Origin of the sequence: Bradyrhizobium sp. IC3123 (genome assembly GCF_020193625.1) — a bacterium.
GTDB classification, from domain to species: domain Bacteria; phylum Pseudomonadota; class Alphaproteobacteria; order Rhizobiales; family Xanthobacteraceae; genus Bradyrhizobium; species Bradyrhizobium yuanmingense.
The window spans coordinates 42,854-58,243 of sequence record NZ_JADYVF010000006.1; the positions used below are offsets into that span (position 1 = coordinate 42,854).

Consider the following 15,390-nt stretch of genomic DNA (forward strand, 5'->3'; position numbering starts at 1 on the left):
CGCCTACGACAGCGCCCCCAGCACGCCTCTCGTCGCCTTGTCGATCTCCTCGACATAGCGGCGGCGGGCGAAGCTCTCGGTGAGGAAGCCGACCACCTTGCGGCTGTCGGTGGAATCGACCACCGCCAGCATCTCCGCCTCGGCTTCGTCGAACACCGCCATCGCCGACTTCACGTTCATTTCCGGGATCAGCACGACGTCGATCAGGCGGGCGAGCTCGATCACCTGGATGTCGTCGGCGATGGTGTCAAGGTCGCTGGAGAACAAATCGGGCAGCAGGACGAGGCCGATATATTCGTCAGCATTGTTGACGATGACGATTCCCGGCCGCGAGCCGAGCGCGAACTCGCGGCGCGCGGCGGCGATCGTCGTGGTCGAGGGCACCTTGCCGACGTCCGAGCGCATCAGGCGCTCGACCGTGAGATTGCGCAGCCAGCCGACGTCGTTGGCGCTGCGGATGGTCTCGCCGCGCAGATGCAGGCGCCAGGTCGAGAAGGAATGGCCGAACATGAAGCGCACGCAGATCGAGGTTACGATGCAGCCGGCCAGCACCACGGCGGTGACGTCGACGTTACGTGTCATCTCGAGCACGAGGAACGACATCGTGAGCGGGCCGCCGACGATGGCGACGCCGAGCGTCGCCATGCCGGTCAACATCGCCACCAGCGGATCGATCGCGAAGTTCGGGCTGATGAGCAGCAGCACCGCGGCAAAGAACTTTCCGATCAGGCTGCCGACGAACAGCGAGGCGAAGAACAGGCCGCCGCGAAAGCCGGAGGCGAGCGAGATCAGGCAGGCCGTCACCTTCAAGGCGATGATCAGCGCGATCAGGCCGATCGTCATGTCGTGGAAGAGATCGAGCACCATGGCGCCATGGCCGGCCGCGAGAACCTGCGGCGTGATGATGGCGAACCCGCCGACGATGAGCCCGCCGATCACAGGACGCAGCCAGACCGGCATCCAGGCGAACAGCCGCTCGAACATCGGCGAGGAGCGCATCACGGCGATGCCGACGCCGCTGGTGATGAGGGCGAGCCCGATCAGTGCCAGATATTGCTCGACGCCGACGGCGCTGACCTTGGGTATCTCCAGCGAGTATGGCGCGCCGCCCAGCCATTGCGCGGTCAAGGCGCCCGCGAGGGAGGCGGCGAGGATCGGCGCGGCACTGCCTACGGCATAGACGCCGACGATCAGCTCGCAGGCATAGAAGGCGCCGGTGATTGGCGCGCCGAACGCCGCCGCGATCGCCGCCGCGGCCCCGCAGCCGACCATCAGGCGCAGATCGTTGCGGCGGAGATTGAAGAATTTGCCGATCAACGAGGCGATGCCCGAACCGATCTGGGTGTAGCCCGCCTCGAGGCCGACGGAGGCGCCGCAGCCGTTCGAGATCAGGGTCTGGCCTGCGACCACCCCGCTGTCGCGCATCGACAGATTGCCGCCCCGCAGCGCGTTTGCCTCGATCGGATCGACCGCGTTCGATATCTTCATGCGCCGCCGCGACCATTCCATGATTCCGAGCACCAGCCCGCCGAGCGCAGGCGCGATCAGTGCCGCCCATGGGCTGACGCTCGCGTGGGCCGACAGGTGGACGTCAATGGGAATGCCGTAGATCACGACATGCGCGATCTGCGCGATGTGGGCCATCAGCGTCACGACCGCGCCCGCGAGCGTGCCGATCACGAGCGCCAGCGGGATCAGGTAGAACTCGTTGCTGCGCAGCAGGGCGCGCAGCCGAACCATGGTGCGGTTCGTCTTCTTGCGATCCACGAGATGTTTGATCCGCACTAACACCGTCTGGCCCGCCCTACCCTTCCGACAGGCCGTAGCCGGCCATGCGCTGACGGACCCGCTCGATCTCCTCGCTCGGGAGCAGCGGCGGTTGTCCGATCTGCAGACAGCCGTGATATTGCCGCGCCAGCGTCTCGACCTCGACCGCCAGCCACATCGCCTTGTCCAGGGTCTTGCCGATCGCGATCATGCCGTGATGATCGAGCAGGCAGGCGAGCCGGCCCTCCAGCGCCCGCACGGCGTGCTCGGACAGCTCCGCCGTTCCGAACGTCGCGTAGGGCGCGCAGCGGATGCTGTCGCCGCCCGCCGCCGCGATCATGTAATGCACGGGCGGGATCTCCATGCCCATGATCGCCAGGATGGTGCAATAGGTCGGATGGGCATGCACGACGGCGTTGACGTCGGGCCGCGACTTCAGGATGTCGCGATGAAAGCGCCATTCGCTCGACGGCTTCTGGTCGGGCGCGTGCGAGCCGTCCATGGCCATGAAGACGATCTGGTCCGGACGCATGGCCTCATAGGGCACGCTGGTCGGCGTGACCAGGAGGCCGTCCACATGCCGGACGCTGATATTGCCCGATGTGCCCTGGTTGATGCCGAGCGCGTTCATGCGCCGGCAGGCGTCGATAATGGCCTGTCTCTTGCCGAGCTCGTCCGCTGTCATCGACATGTCGATTTCCTGTCGAGGGCTTGTTGGACCGAGTTACGTCAAAGCAACATGACAGTGCAAGCGAAAGCGTCCCGGATCCCGCGACACTCCGGCCGAACGGGATAGCGACAGGTTAACAGATTGTCGCAGCTACTGGGGCAGGCCGATCCGGACCGACCCCGTTGATGACGAACTGCACGGATAGGCGGCGAGCAGCATGCCGAGGACGCGCGAGAGCCATAACAAAAGTTAAGGCTGGTGCGGAGGCAATGAGATCGAACGGTGCAATCGCAAAGCAACCATTCCCGACGATTGCCGTTTCACTGTGCATCGATACACGAACAGAAGCAGCCGAAGCAATTGCACGAGCCCCGTTCCAGAATTGATCCGCACGATCCCGTTGCCTGCAGCCGTTGGGCACTTCGATTAGGGACAAACGTCAGAGAGCTCAAGGCGGCGATTCATCAATTCGGCAGCGCAGCGGATGCCGTGGCGTACGGCCTTCAGCAGTGGCGGCGTAGCGCCTCGCGCGGGCAGTGGCAGGGGCGCAGCGGCGCACCGCAGATCGGCATTCTCTCCGATTCCATGGTCGCGCGCGGCGAACAGCTCGCCGCCGTTTCGATGGTCTGCGTCAATGCGGTCGGCCTCGTCGCCGGCGCCGTGCCGCGGATTCTGCCCGCGGCGCCGGAGGCTGACATCGATGCCTATCTGGACAGGCTCGACGGCCTCTTCGTCGGCGGCGGACAGACCAACGTCCATCCGTCCCGCTATGGACAAACGGTCGACGAGAAGCGTGACGGCCCGTTCGACGAATTCCGCGACGAGGTCGCGCTGCGCCTGATCCCGCGGGCGCTGGCGCGGGGCATCCCCGCTCTGTTCATCTGTCGCGGCTTCCAGGAGCTGAACGTCGCTTTCGGCGGCACGCTGGCGAAAGAGCCAGACGATTTGCCCGAGGAGCAACGCCATGGCACGCCCGACGCGGACAACGAGGATGCCCGCTATCGGCTGCGGCAGAAGGTGGGCTTGCGCAGGGGCGGCGTCCTGCAGCAGATCTGCGGCGCGGATTCGATTCTAGTGAATTCGCTGCACAGCTTCCTGATCGCCGATCTCGCACCGGGTCTCGTCGCGGAGGCCGTCGCCGACGACGGCTCGATCGAGGCCGTCAGCGTCGAGGGCGCCAGCGATTTTGCGCTCGGCACGCTTTTCCATCCCGATTATTGGGCGAGCTCCGACCACGCCTCGGCGCGCATTCTGGCGGCTTTTGGAGACGCGGTTCGCCGCCACGCCAAGGCACAAGGGGCGGCGTAGGCGATGCACCGCTACCGCTTCGGCATCGAGGAGGAATATTTTCTGGTCAACCGCCAGTCCGCGGCGCCGCGATCCGAGCTGCCCAAGCCCTACATGGCCGCGGCGCAGAAGCGGCTCGGCGAGCGGCTGACCACCGAAATCCTGCAATCGCAGATCGAGGTGGCGACCCCGCCGCTGACGTCTTCGGCCGATGCGCTGGCCGAGCTCACGCATTATCGCGCGGTGCTCACCGAGGTCGGCAAGGACCACGGCGTCGGCATCATCGCGGCCGGCACACACCCGCTGGCGCAGCCGCAGCAGCAGCGCATGACGCGCAAGCGTCGCTACAGCAAGGTCATCAGCGATCTCGGGATGGTCGGCCTCGGCAACCCGATCAGCGGACTGCACATCCATGTCGAGGTCCCCGAGCCCGATTTGCGCGTCGAGATCATGCACCGCCTGGTGCCGTTCCTGCCGCTGCTGCTGGCGCTCTCGACCTCCTCGCCGTTCTGGTGCGGCTACCCGACGGGATTGCTGGGCTACCGCAATGCCGCCAACGATGCCCTCCCCCGGACCGGCTTTCCCGAGATGTTTCGGAACCTTTCCGAATACGAGACCTACGTGAAGACCTTGGTCGATGCCGGCATCATCCCCAACGCCACCTATGTCTGGTGGGCGTTGCGGCCCTCGCTGCAGCATCCGACTCTCGAGCTGCGCATCACCGATTGCTGCACGGCGATCGCGGATTCGGTGGCGATCGCGGCGCTGTTCCGCGCGCTGGTCCGCCACGCCGTCCACCATCCCGAGCTGAACGCCACCTATTCGGCCGTGCACCGCGCGCTGGTGGAGGAGAATCGCTGGCGCGCCCAGCGCTACGGAACCGACGGCACCTATATCGACCTGGTCTCGTTCGAGCCGGTCTCGTTCAGAAGCTGGCTCGATTCGGTGATCGCCATGGTGGCACCCCACGTCGACCATCTCGGCATCGAAGACGACATCCAGCATCTGAAGTCGATCCCCAAGCGCGGCACGTCGGCCCACCTTCAGCTCGAATATTTTCGCGGCTTGCGCAAGTTCGGCCACTCGCCGCGGGAAGCAATCAGCGACGTGACGAAATGGCTGCGGACTTCCACCGAAGCCGGAGACTTCACCGCCCGGGGCGGCGAGCCGAAAGCGCAAGCGGTGCGGCAACCGCTGACCGACCCGGTCTGACGTCTCCGGCTGCGGTCGCATGGAACGAGGTTTCGACCGCCGACTTAGCTCAGCGTGATAGCAATGGACAATCGTGGAGACCAATCATGAGCGACAGCGGCATTAGCATGCTCCTGGGCCACGCCTCGGCCCAGATGCTCTGGCTCTGGTTCATCGGAGCGTTCGTGCTCGGCGGGGCGCTCGTTTACGGCGTGATGAAGGCGGGCAACTTGCGCCGCAGCGAGCGGGCGCAGCTCGATCGCAACACCGAGGCACGGCAGCGCCAGGAAGATCCCTACAAGCGCCCGACCTGAGCCTTCGCCGGTTGCAGTTTGGAACTTTCATTCATGGCGCGGCTTTGATCGCCTGAGGATTGAGGAGGGCGAGGCCTTCCCGTGTTACCTCATGAGGAGGACGTATGGCTAAACGAGCGAAGAAACGCACGACAAAGAAGACCGCGGCGCGCCGGCCGCGTCAGGCGCCGAAGATGCTCAGCGACCTGTTTCTGGAGACGCTGAAGGACATCTATTTCGCCGAGAACAAGATCATCAAGACCCTGCCCAAGATGGCCAAGGCCGCGAATTCCAAGGAGCTTACGGCCGCCTTCAACAAGCATTTGCGTGAGACCCAGGGCCAGGTCAAACGGCTCGACCAGATCTTCAAGATGCTGGGCAAGCCGGCACGCGGCAAGCCCTGCGAGGCCATCAACGGCATTGCCGACGAGGGCGCCGAGATCATGAAGGAGTTCAAGGGCGCGCCGGCGCTCGATGCCGGACTGCTCGCGGCAGCGCAGGCGGTCGAGCACTACGAGATCTCCCGCTACGGCACGTTGCGCACCTGGGCCGAAGAGCTCGGCATGCAGGACGCCGCAAGGCTGCTCCAGGAGACGCTGGACGAGGAAGAGGCGACCGATCAGACGCTGACCGAGCTCGCCACCTCTGTGATCAACCTCGAAGCGGAACAAGAGTACCGCGCGGCGGCCTGAGCCCGCGCCCTGCCAATGAACGGAACGTCGCGGCCGCATGCCGCGGCGTTCGCTTGCCTTGATCGCACGGCGGCGCATGGCACATCAGCGCCACTGCACTGGATTTCCATACTGGATTTCCTTGGAACCGGCCCCATATGCAGGCTTTCCCACCCCAGAGCCTGCATCATGCAACCCAAAAATCCCCTCGACTGGATGCTGTCCGAAGCCCTGGACTCGCTGACCCGCGCCGATCGGCTGCGCCAGCAGTTCGGCCGCCAGGAAGCCTGCTGGGAGCCGCCGATCGACGTGCTCGAGACCGAGCGTGAGCTCCTGATCCTGGTCGCGCTTCCCGGCGTCAATCCGGACAATGTCGAGACCGTCATCCATGACGGCGTGCTCGTCATCTCGGGTCAGCGCACCCTCCCGCCGGAGCTTCGCAACGCCCGCATCCATCGGCTCGAGCTGCCGCAAGGGCGTTTTGAGCGCCGCATTGCATTGCCCCTCGGCCGTTACGCCATCAGCCGCTTCGTGATGGACGGCTGCGTCGCACTGCGCCTCGCGAAATCCTGAGGTCGATCATGGCCACCGAACAGATGAACAACGAACAAAGCAATAACGACGTGAAGATCCCCGACGACGCGCTGATCATCGTCCCCGTGCGCGAGATGGTGCTGTTTCCCGGCGCGATCGCGCCGATCACGATCGGCCGGGCGAAGTCCATTGCCGCCGCGCAGCAGGCGCTGCGCGAGCAGCGGCCGATTGGCATCGTCCTGCAGCGCAGCCCCGAGACCAATGACCCCGGGCCGGACGACCTCTACAGGGTCGCAACCATCGCCAACATCGTGCGCTACATCACCGCGCCCGACGGCACCCATCACATCGTCTGCCAGGGCGTGCAGCGCGCGCGCATCCTCGACTTCCTGCCGGGGACGCCGTTCCCGGCCGCGCGCTTCCAGCAGATCCCCGAGCCGACCACGACCTCGCCCGAGATCGAGGCCCGCGCGCTGAACCTGCAGCGCCAGGCCATCGAGGCGATCGAGCTGCTGCCGCAGGCGCCGCCCGAGCTCGCCGCGATGTTCCAGGGCACCAGCGCGCCCGGCGCGCTGGCGGATCTGGCAACCTCGTTCATGGACATCAAGCCGCAGGACAAGCAGGAGGTGCTGGAGACCATCGACCTCGCTCTTCGCGTGGAGAAGGTGTCGAAGCACCTGGCCGAGCGGCTGGAGGTGCTGCGCATCAGCAACGAAATCGGCCAGCAGACCAAGGCCTCCTTCGACGAGCGGCAGCGCGAGGCGATCCTGCGCGAGCAGATGGCGACGATCCAGCGCCAGCTGGGCGAAGGCGACGGCAAGCAGGCCGAGGTCACCGAGCTGACGGCTGCGATCGCCAAGGCCAACATGCCGCCGGAGGCGGAAGCGCATGCCAAGAAGGAGCTGCGCCGCTACGAGCGCATGCCGGAGGCCGCCGGCGAGGCCGGCATGGTCCGCACCTATCTGGACTGGCTGATCGAGCTGCCCTGGGCGCTGCCCGCGGAGAAGCCGATCGACATCAAGGAGGCGCGAGCCATCCTGGATGCCGACCATTTCGGCCTGGAGAAGATCAAGAGCCGGATCATCGAATATCTGGCGGTGCGCAAGCTCGCCCCGCAGGGCAAGGCGCCGATCCTGTGCTTCGTCGGCCCGCCCGGCGTCGGCAAGACCTCGCTCGGCCAATCCATCGCGCGCGCGATGGATCGCCCCTTCGTGCGCGTCAGCTTGGGCGGCGTGCATGACGAGGCCGAGATTCGCGGTCACCGCCGCACCTATATCGGCGCGTTGCCCGGCAACATCATCCAGGGCATCAAGAAGGCGGGCGCGAGGAACTGCGTCATGATGCTGGACGAGATCGACAAGATGGGCCGTGGCGTGCAGGGCGATCCTTCCGCCGCGATGCTGGAGGTGCTCGACCCCGAGCAGAACGGAACGTTCCGGGACAATTACCTCGGCGTGCCCTTCGATCTGTCGCGCGTCGTGTTCATCGCGACCGCCAACATGCTCGACCAGATCCCGGGTCCGCTGCTGGACCGCATGGAGCTGATCAGCCTCGCCGGCTACACCGAGGACGAGAAGCTGGAGATCGCGCGGCGCTATTTGGTGCGGCGGCAGTTGGAGGCCAACGGCCTCTCGGCCGAGCAGGCCGAGATCGAGCCGGAAGCCTTGAAGCTGATCGTCAAGGGCTACACCCGCGAGGCTGGCGTGCGTAACCTCGAGCGCGAGATCGGCAAGGTGCTCCGGCATGCCGCGGTGCAGGTCGCCGAAGGCACGGCCGCGAAGGTCACGGTGACGGCAAAGGACATCGCCACCGTGCTCGGCCAGCCGCGCTTCGAGGGCGAGATCGCACTGCGCACCAGCGTTCCGGGCGTTGCCACCGGCCTTGCCTGGACGCCGGTCGGCGGTGACATCCTGTTCATCGAAGCCACGCGCGTGCCCGGCAAGGGCGGGCTGATCCTGACCGGCCAGCTCGGCGACGTCATGCGCGAGAGCGTGCAGGCTGCGCTGACGCTGGTGAAGAGCCGGGCCTCTCAGCTCGGCATCGATCCGCAAGCGTTCGAGAAGAGCGACATCCACGTTCACGTTCCCGCGGGCGCAACCCCGAAGGACGGGCCGAGCGCGGGCGTTGCGATGTTCACGGCGCTGACCTCCCTGCTCACCAACCGCACGGTGAGGAGTGACACCGCGATGACCGGCGAGATCTCGCTGCGCGGCCTGGTGCTGCCGGTCGGCGGCATCAAGGAGAAGGTGGTGGCTGCGGCTGCTGCCGGCCTGAAGCGGGTGATGCTGCCGGCGCGCAACAAGCGGGACTATGACGACATCCCGAAGAGCGCGCGGGACACCCTCGAGTTCATCTGGCTGGAGCGCGTCGACGAAGCCATCGCCGCGGCGCTCGAGCCGGCTGAAGCCAAGGAAGCGGCGGAGTAAAGGCGATGAAGAAACTGCTGGAAATAGCGAAGCGGTCGCGGAAGACGCAGCGGCTGCGCCAATTGCTCGATCGCGCGATCGACCGGATTCGCGATGGGCTCGCAGGACCCGAGCCGCGGCTTCAGCCTGCTACGGTCCGGGTGAAGCGCCGCAAGGGTTGAGCCCTCCGTCTCGAACCCTCGCGGCTACCCCAGACAAAAGGCCCCCTCGTTCGAGGGGGCCTTTGCGTTGTTAGCCCACGGCGTCCTTGGCGGCCTTGACCGGGCGGGCGCGGACGATCTTCCGGGCCGGCTTGGCCTTGAACATCATCTCTTCACCCGTGAACGGGTTGGTGCCCTTGCGCGCCTTGGTCGCGGGCTTCTTGATGACCACGAACTTGGCGAAGCCCGGCACCAGGAACAGGCCGTTCTTCTTGAGCTCCTTGTGGCCGACGTCGGTCAGCGTCTCCATGACGTTCTTGACGTCACGCTTGGAAAGCTCGGTGGCGGTCGCAATCTTTTCGATCAATTGCGATTTGGACATCTGGGTCGGCATCGTGTCTCCTCTGATTCGTTGCCGGTTGCATATTAGACCAACCGTTGAAGGCCTATAGCCTTCTGCACAGTTTTGTCGCGAAATTACGGGCTTTTCTGGCCTGCTGTGACAAAAAACCCTGCTTTTTAGCTACTTCCAGAGCGGAGGAAGCCTCGGGCAGCGGTTTTTGCCTTGTTTCAAAGGCCCGCACGCAACCTTGCTAGAACTGATTCGCCGCTTTCGACAAGCGACGACCGGCCTCTTTATGAGAGGCCGGTCGTGTTTCACCCTGAAAAATAAGGGTCGGATCGCTGGTCGCCGGTCTTCTTCCCCGTAAAAATGGGGAGAAAGTCAGTGGGCGATTGGCTAGACGCGCTCGATGATGATGGCCGGCGCCATGCCGCCGGCGGCGCACATGGTGACAAGACCGCGCTTGAGGTCGCGCCGTTCGAGCTCGTCCAGCACCGTGCCGATCAGGATCGAGCCGGTGGCGCCGATGGGATGGCCGAGCGCGATCGAGCCGCCGTTGACGTTGACCTTGGCCCGATCGAGCTTGAGGTCGCGGATATATTTTTCCGCCACCACGGCGAAGGCCTCGTTGATCTCGAACAGGTCGATATCGTCGATGGTGAGCCCCGCCTTGGCCAGCACCTTGCGCGTTGCCGGCACCGGTGCGTTCAGCATGAGGGTCGGCGAGTCCCCCATGTTGGCCATCGCGACCACGCGGGCCCGGGCTTTAAGGCCATGGGCCTTGGCGTAAGCGGGCGAGGCCAGCAGGATCGCGGCAGCGCCGTCGACGACGCCGGACGAGTTGCCGGCGTGATGCACGAAGTCGATGTCGAGATCAGGGTACTTTTGCAGGATCAGGCCGCGATAGGTCGTGCCCTTGTCGTCGAGCGCGTAGTCCGCGACGGCAGGAAATGCCGGCTTCAGGCTGCTGAGGCCTTCCATCGTGGTCTGCGGCCGCGGGTATTCTTCATGATCCAGCGCCAGACTGCCGTCCTCGCGGTGAACAGGCACGAGGCTGTTCTTGAAGTGGCCGTTTGCGATCGCGTGCGCGGCGCGCTTCTGGCTCTCCAGCCCGAGCGCGTCGACGTCGCTTCGGGTGATGCCCTCCAGCGTCGCGATCGCATCGGCGCAGACGCCCTGATGCGACTGCGGATGCCGTGCCCGCAGGCGCAGATTGCCGCTATCCATCATCATCGGACCGCCGCCGCGGCGTCCCTCCATCGACATCATCTCGCAGCCGCCGGCGATGACGAGATCCTCGGCACCGGCCATGATCGAGCTCGCCGCCATGTTGACGCTGGTGATGCCGCTTCCGCAAAAACGATCCAGCGTCACCGCGCTGGCACGCACGTCGTAGCCGGCATCGAGCGCCGACATGCGGCCGAGATCGCCGCTTTGCGTTGCCACCTGCGCGCTGCAGCCCCAGACGATATCATCGACGTCGACGGTATCGATGCCGGTGCGGTCGGCGAGTGCGCGCAGCACGGTCGCCCCGAGCTGCTGCGGATGAATGCCCGACAGGGCTCCCTTGCCGGCCTTGCCGATGCCCCGCGGCGTGCGGCAGGCATCAATGATCAGCGCGTCAGGCATTGGCGTCGTCCTCTTGTTTATGGGTGTTGAGAACGGTTTTGAATAAGGGGGAGAGGAGAGTCAATGTGCGGCGCTCGCCCTTCGCCTCTCCCCGCGTGCGGGGAGAGGCCGGATTTTACGCGCAGCGGAAAATCCGGGTGAGGGGGAGCCTCAGCAAGAACGGTGACAGGGTGACAGATGGACTCGCGGAGAGAGCCCCTCACCCCTGCCCTCTCCCCGTAAGAACGGGGAGAGGGAGAAGAGCTACGCCCCCGCCGCGTTCTTCGCGATCACGTTGCGGTAGAAGCTGGCGCTGAGTTTTGCCGTGCGGACCTGGGTGTCGAAATTGACGTGGTACAGCCCGAAACGCTTGTTAAGGCCATACACCCACTCGAAATTGTCCATCAGGCTCCAGAGGAAATAGCCGCGCACCGGCACGCCTTCGTCGGTGGCGCGCTGGAGCTGGGCGAGATAGTTGCGCAGATACATGATGCGATCGGTGTCGTAGATCTTGCCGTCGGGCGACACCACATCGTCGCCGGAGGTGCCGTTCTCGCTGATATAGATCGCATCCGTCTTCCAGATCTTCGCCGCCAGCTTCGGCACCCAGTAGATCGTCTCGGGCCCGACGCGCAGCCAGTCCGAATTCATGTGCGGGAACGATTTCGGGATCGGCAGCGGCTTGAAGCCCGCGCCCTGGTCGGAGGCCACCACGTAGTTCTGCGGCGCATAGATGTTGAGACCGAGAAAATCGACCGGCGAAGAGATGATCTTGAGCTCCGCATCGGTGTATTTCGGCGCGTTGGACCCGGCGTATTTCAGGAAGGCGTCGGTATAGCGGCCCGTCATGATGACGTTGAGGTAGCCGGCATTCATCTCGCGCAGCGCGATCTCCGCGGCCCGCACGTTTTCCGGCGTGTCGAAGGCAGGCGCGCAGGCATCGATGTTCTCCGCCGGCCCCACCCTGGTGCCGCGGCGGCCATGGGCGCGCACCGCCTGCACCGCGAGCCCGTGCGCCAGCGCACTGTTGTGCCTGATCTGATTGACATCGGCTTGCGGCAGCTTCAAGCCCGGCGCGTCGATGCCGACGCCGTAACCGAAATAGACGAAGCGCCCGCTCTCGTTCAACGTGAACACGTTCCTGACGCGGTCGGTGAGGTGCGCGGCGACATAGGCCGCGTAGTCGCCGAAGATCTTGCAGGTCTCGGTCGAACGCCAACCGCCGAACCGGTCCTGGAGCGACTGGGGCAGATCCCAATGATAAAGGGTCAGCCACGGCTCGATGCCGTTCTTCAGGAGCTCGTCGACGAGACGATTGTAGAAGTCGAGCCCCTTCGGATTGGGCTTGCCGTCGCCGTCCGGGAACAGCCGCGGCCAGGCCACCGAGAAGCGATAGGCCTTGCAGCCGAGCTCCTTGATGAGGGCGATGTCCTCCTTGTAGCGGTGATAGTGCTCGTTGGCGCGGTCGCCGGTGGTGCCGTCCTCGATCTTGCCGGGGATGCGGACGAACTTGTCCCAGATCGAGGCCCCTCGCCCGTCCTCCTCGACCGCGCCCTCGACCTGATAGGACGAGGTCGCCGTGCCCCAGAGAAAGCCCGCCGGAAAACCGCCTGCATTGCGCGGCGGCCGAGCCGGCTTGGCTTCGGCGACAAGGGGACTCGCAATCCCAGCTGCGGACAATCCCACCAGCTTGGCAAACCGGCGGCGCGAGACCCCCTCCGTCATTGATGCTGCTCCACTTCTTTTCGTTTCGGGCCGGCACAATGAACAGTTCCGGGCGATTTGAGAAGCGGGTGCAGGAGGTCCCAGATCCGCCACCGCAGGCGCGGCAGCACAATGCCGTTCCCTTGCCGAGATGAACGCCTATTGAGTTCAAACCGGATTCTAGCGTCGGCCTGCTCCGATTGAACCGACCACAATCTGCATCAGCCACGCGATGCCCGCGTCTTTCATAGCCGCTTTGGTCGCGATGGCCCGGATCGTATCCGGTTTGCGCGCGAAAGGCAGCTCGACCAACACGAGGCCGAAACGGCTGGCGTGCTGCTCCACCAGTCGGCGCGGCAATGCGGCGATCAAATCAGACCCGGAAAGCTGGGCAAGCGCCATCATGAAATTCGGAACAGTCAAAGCGATGCGGCGTTCGAGGCCGCGCTTTGCCAACATCTCATCAACGAAACCGCGCGGTTCCCCACTGAGAGAGACCAGCAGGTGCTGTGATCGCGCGAACGCAGCATGGGTTGGCGCTTTTGCGAAGGGATGTCCCTTGCGCATGGCCAGCACGAACTCCTCCTCGTAAAGCCTGCGCGCCTCGAAACGCGGTGATACCGCCGGCAGCGGCAGCATTGCGATATCGAGCTCGCGTCGTTCGAGCATGTCTAGGCTTTGCTGCCAAGGCTCTCCGATTGCGCCACCGCGCGGCGCAGGCATCAGGTGGATCAGCCCGATATCAATGTGGGGCGCCGCAGTCGCGATCGATTGCAACAGCGGACCGATCGCTGAGACCAGTACGGCATCGGGAGCGCCAATCGTAAATCGACGGCCACTTTGCTCCGGGTCGAACGGTGTGGCCGAGCCGATCAGCTGTTCGACGCGCGCGATGATCTCGGCCACCGGCTCTCCAAGCTCCAAGGCCCGCTCCGTTGGAACGACCCCCTTCGGGGTCCGCAGAAACAGCGGATCGTTCAGTAGAAGACGGAGCCGGCCAAGCGCATGGCTGACAGCCGACGGCGTCAGGCTCAGCCGAGCGGCTGCACGCGCGACATGGCGCTCTTCCAGGACCACGCGGAAGAGCACGAGGAGATTCAGATCAATCCTGGATAGATCAATTTGGTTCAGCATGTTGCTGAAATCATATCGCTGGATTCATTGGGATCAAGGCTTCATGCATGGGGCTCGTCGTTCGATCAGGAGCTGAGAAATGACAAACAAACCGTCCGGGCTGAACAGGTGGCCATGCGAGCAGGAAAAGATATCGCGGCGCTCGATGATGGCCGCTACCGCAGCAATTCCCCTGTCCGGTCAGCTTTCGGCCGATGCGGCCGCTGGAAGCGACGCGATAGCAGGCCTCGTCGAACGCGCCCGCGAGAAGAATGCCGCCTTCATGCGTGGCGATGTGGACCGCTGGTCCCAGCTTGTCCGCATCGCGCCCGATTTCACGCTGATGCAGCCCTTTGGCGGGCCTACGAGTCGGGGATTCGACGCTAGTCCCCAGCGTCTGGCTGCCCTCTCCCGATACTTCAGGGAAGGCCAAACCGAACTTGAGGTTTTGCAAACCTATGCATCCGACGCGCTCGTCGCTCTCGTCATGGTCGAGCGCCAGCGCGCCGAGGTGGGCGGGTTGCCGGCTCAAGACTGGTCGCTGCGCGTGACCGAAGTCTACCGCAAGGACGGCACGGATTGGCAACTCGTGCACCGTCATGCGGACCCGCTGGTCCGAAGCATCACCTTGCAACAGGCGGCGATACTCGCCCGGGGATGGCCGGAGGAAAAATGACGAAGCGCTGCAGATGAGCTGGATTCGGAGCCGGCCGGCGGTCAGTCGAGACGACGTGCGATTTCGTCGCGATGTTCAGCGCGAGCGCTTCGGCAATTTCGGCAGCTTGTCGGGATTGAATGCCGGCATCTGCCCTGGTGGTTCAGGTGGCGGCGGCTGTTGTTCCCTGAGGATGAGCGTTCCGTGGAGGATCATGCCCGGCGCCTGAGGTGCCGTCGCAGTGTAGGTCGCGATCTTGCCAGGGCAGCTTCCCTCGATCGTCAACGTCAGCTCTTGATCGTTGCCGAACACGGTGGCGCGTCCGTCGGTGTGACGCTTCGTCAATACGGTTGCGGTGAAGCGATCCCCATCGATCTGGCAGGTGCCGTGATAGGTCATCAGGCTGTCACGGCCCCAGATCTGGCCGTCTGCGACATGGACGATCCCGGTACCATGGTCGAGCGGCGTCTTGTACCACGCCGCGTAGGTGCCGTCCTTCAGCATGGGAGCAGCCTCCCCTGGTATTCCCACGCCGACAATTGGCATCATTAGCGCCAATAAACGGTTAATGACCGGGCCCGTGCCAATCCGGTCTTTGCTTGCGCAGCTCGGCCTCGAGCTCCTCGATGATGCTGTGAAGCAGACACGCTGCTAGCGGATCGGTCACCTCGCGCTCCAGATGCCGGTACCGCGCAATCTGGAATTCCTGCTCTCTCAATTGGTGCTCAGTCATCACGGGCCCTCCGGCGAACCGACGCGGAGACGGCCGGAGAGTTTCGTTACAATTTTCAGATCATTTGCGATGGTTTCCAATCGGTTAAAGGCGCAAGCGGGCTGCGGATTGCCCGAAAAGGCTGCCGCAGCACCGGCTGCACCAGCCTGAGCGCGGCGGTTGACGTCCAGACCGTTGCTTCCAATTGCGTGCGCGGCGGGCTTCTGCTAGCTTGAGGTACGTGCCTCATTTCACCTCGCCGGCCGGGTCGGTGAC

At 64.6% G+C, this 15,390-nt stretch carries 16 protein-coding genes and 1 pseudogene; 9 read left to right on the forward strand and 8 right to left on the reverse strand.

The genetic code is table 11. The features are described from left to right. Positions 1 to 3: 3 nt before the first annotated feature. Both I6F20_RS20805 and I6F20_RS20810 read right to left on the reverse strand, forming a co-directional pair. On the reverse strand, positions 4 to 1,791 hold the full coding sequence (locus I6F20_RS20805) for a chloride channel protein (RefSeq protein WP_225127638.1): 1,788 nt from the start codon (positions 1,789 to 1,791) through the stop codon (positions 4 to 6). 13 nt (positions 1,792 to 1,804) lie between these two features. Further along, positions 1,805 to 2,458: an L-fuculose-phosphate aldolase gene (locus I6F20_RS20810; protein WP_193374969.1), complete on the reverse strand. Its 654-nt coding sequence runs from the start codon at positions 2,456 to 2,458 to the stop codon at positions 1,805 to 1,807. Between the two features lie 261 nt (positions 2,459 to 2,719). On the opposite strand from I6F20_RS20810, the pseudogene I6F20_RS38395 reads away from it, so the two are divergent. The 8 genes and pseudogenes from I6F20_RS38395 to I6F20_RS20845 form a co-directional block, all read left to right on the forward strand. Next, positions 2,720 to 2,920, forward strand: a pseudogene (locus I6F20_RS38395) (DUF3606 domain-containing protein); the annotation flags it as partial. Between the two features lie 6 nt (positions 2,921 to 2,926). Then, a complete protein-coding gene (locus tag I6F20_RS20815; RefSeq protein ID WP_346276375.1) occupies positions 2,927 to 3,745 on the forward strand; it encodes a gamma-glutamyl-gamma-aminobutyrate hydrolase family protein in 819 nt (272 codons plus the stop codon). A 3-nt stretch (positions 3,746 to 3,748) separates the two neighbouring features. Next, on the forward strand, positions 3,749 to 4,936 hold the full coding sequence (locus I6F20_RS20820; RefSeq protein WP_225127641.1) for a carboxylate-amine ligase: 1,188 nt from the start codon (positions 3,749 to 3,751) through the stop codon (positions 4,934 to 4,936). An 86-nt stretch (positions 4,937 to 5,022) separates the two neighbouring features. Continuing rightward, complete coding sequence (locus I6F20_RS20825) at positions 5,023 to 5,229, forward strand: hypothetical protein (protein WP_036007833.1); 207 nt, start codon at positions 5,023 to 5,025, stop codon at positions 5,227 to 5,229. 104 nt (positions 5,230 to 5,333) lie between these two features. Beyond that, complete coding sequence (locus tag I6F20_RS20830; RefSeq protein ID WP_036042072.1) at positions 5,334 to 5,900, forward strand: YciE/YciF ferroxidase family protein; 567 nt, start codon at positions 5,334 to 5,336, stop codon at positions 5,898 to 5,900. Between the two features lie 168 nt (positions 5,901 to 6,068). Beyond that, positions 6,069 to 6,452 carry an Hsp20/alpha crystallin family protein gene (locus I6F20_RS20835; protein ID WP_024342525.1) on the forward strand — a complete coding sequence of 128 codons (384 nt, stop codon included), beginning with the start codon at positions 6,069 to 6,071 and terminating at the stop codon, positions 6,450 to 6,452. Positions 6,453 to 6,460: 8 nt separating this feature from the next. Continuing rightward, positions 6,461 to 8,839, forward strand: a complete 2,379-nt coding sequence (gene lon / locus I6F20_RS20840) for an endopeptidase La (protein WP_225127643.1) — start codon at positions 6,461 to 6,463, stop codon at positions 8,837 to 8,839. A 5-nt stretch (positions 8,840 to 8,844) separates the two neighbouring features. Next, positions 8,845 to 9,000: a hypothetical protein gene (locus tag I6F20_RS20845; RefSeq protein ID WP_225127644.1), complete on the forward strand. Its 156-nt coding sequence runs from the start codon at positions 8,845 to 8,847 to the stop codon at positions 8,998 to 9,000. Between the two features lie 70 nt (positions 9,001 to 9,070). Here I6F20_RS20845 and I6F20_RS20850 read toward each other — a convergent pair whose 3' ends face one another. The 4 genes from I6F20_RS20850 to I6F20_RS20865 form a co-directional block, all read right to left on the reverse strand. Next, a complete protein-coding gene (locus I6F20_RS20850; RefSeq protein WP_018320691.1) occupies positions 9,071 to 9,373 on the reverse strand; it encodes an HU family DNA-binding protein in 303 nt (100 codons plus the stop codon). A 345-nt stretch (positions 9,374 to 9,718) separates the two neighbouring features. Then, positions 9,719 to 10,951: an acetyl-CoA C-acetyltransferase gene (locus tag I6F20_RS20855; protein WP_225127645.1), complete on the reverse strand. Its 1,233-nt coding sequence runs from the start codon at positions 10,949 to 10,951 to the stop codon at positions 9,719 to 9,721. A gap of 243 nt (positions 10,952 to 11,194) precedes the next feature. Next, positions 11,195 to 12,655, reverse strand: coding sequence for a GH1 family beta-glucosidase (locus I6F20_RS20860; protein WP_225127646.1), 1,461 nt, complete (start codon positions 12,653 to 12,655; stop codon positions 11,195 to 11,197). Between the two features lie 159 nt (positions 12,656 to 12,814). Beyond that, positions 12,815 to 13,768, reverse strand: coding sequence for a LysR family transcriptional regulator (locus I6F20_RS20865; RefSeq protein WP_225125434.1), 954 nt, complete (start codon positions 13,766 to 13,768; stop codon positions 12,815 to 12,817). A gap of 79 nt (positions 13,769 to 13,847) precedes the next feature. On the opposite strand from I6F20_RS20865, the gene I6F20_RS20870 reads away from it, so the two are divergent. After that, positions 13,848 to 14,423, forward strand: coding sequence for a YybH family protein (locus I6F20_RS20870; protein ID WP_036007869.1), 576 nt, complete (start codon positions 13,848 to 13,850; stop codon positions 14,421 to 14,423). A gap of 75 nt (positions 14,424 to 14,498) precedes the next feature. Here I6F20_RS20870 and I6F20_RS20875 read toward each other — a convergent pair whose 3' ends face one another. Together I6F20_RS20875 and I6F20_RS20880 are read right to left on the reverse strand one after the other, a co-directional pair. Beyond that, a complete protein-coding gene (locus tag I6F20_RS20875; RefSeq protein WP_057026612.1) occupies positions 14,499 to 14,906 on the reverse strand; it encodes a hypothetical protein in 408 nt (135 codons plus the stop codon). Positions 14,907 to 14,967: 61 nt separating this feature from the next. Further along, on the reverse strand, positions 14,968 to 15,135 hold the full coding sequence (locus I6F20_RS20880; protein WP_225127647.1) for a hypothetical protein: 168 nt from the start codon (positions 15,133 to 15,135) through the stop codon (positions 14,968 to 14,970). Positions 15,136 to 15,390: the final 255 nt, after the last annotated feature.

Coding starts and splice junctions, on each gene's coding strand:
- I6F20_RS20845 (WP_225127644.1), top strand. CDS start 8,845: ATGAAGAAACTGCTGGAAATAGCGAAGCGGTCGCGGAAGACGCAGCGG.
- I6F20_RS20855 (WP_225127645.1), bottom strand. CDS start 10,951: ATGCCTGACGCGCTGATCATTGATGCCTGCCGCACGCCGCGGGGCATC.
- I6F20_RS20835 (WP_024342525.1), top strand. CDS start 6,069: ATGCAACCCAAAAATCCCCTCGACTGGATGCTGTCCGAAGCCCTGGAC.
- I6F20_RS20875 (WP_057026612.1), bottom strand. CDS start 14,906: ATGCTGAAGGACGGCACCTACGCGGCGTGGTACAAGACGCCGCTCGAC.
- I6F20_RS20870 (WP_036007869.1), top strand. CDS start 13,848: ATGACAAACAAACCGTCCGGGCTGAACAGGTGGCCATGCGAGCAGGAA.
- I6F20_RS20825 (WP_036007833.1), top strand. CDS start 5,023: ATGAGCGACAGCGGCATTAGCATGCTCCTGGGCCACGCCTCGGCCCAG.
- I6F20_RS20860 (WP_225127646.1), bottom strand. CDS start 12,655: ATGACGGAGGGGGTCTCGCGCCGCCGGTTTGCCAAGCTGGTGGGATTG.
- I6F20_RS20880 (WP_225127647.1), bottom strand. CDS start 15,135: ATGACTGAGCACCAATTGAGAGAGCAGGAATTCCAGATTGCGCGGTAC.
- I6F20_RS20820 (WP_225127641.1), top strand. CDS start 3,749: ATGCACCGCTACCGCTTCGGCATCGAGGAGGAATATTTTCTGGTCAAC.
- I6F20_RS20850 (WP_018320691.1), bottom strand. CDS start 9,373: ATGCCGACCCAGATGTCCAAATCGCAATTGATCGAAAAGATTGCGACC.
- I6F20_RS20810 (WP_193374969.1), bottom strand. CDS start 2,458: ATGTCGATGACAGCGGACGAGCTCGGCAAGAGACAGGCCATTATCGAC.
- I6F20_RS20865 (WP_225125434.1), bottom strand. CDS start 13,768: ATGCTGAACCAAATTGATCTATCCAGGATTGATCTGAATCTCCTCGTG.
- I6F20_RS20830 (WP_036042072.1), top strand. CDS start 5,334: ATGGCTAAACGAGCGAAGAAACGCACGACAAAGAAGACCGCGGCGCGC.
- lon (WP_225127643.1), top strand. CDS start 6,461: ATGGCCACCGAACAGATGAACAACGAACAAAGCAATAACGACGTGAAG.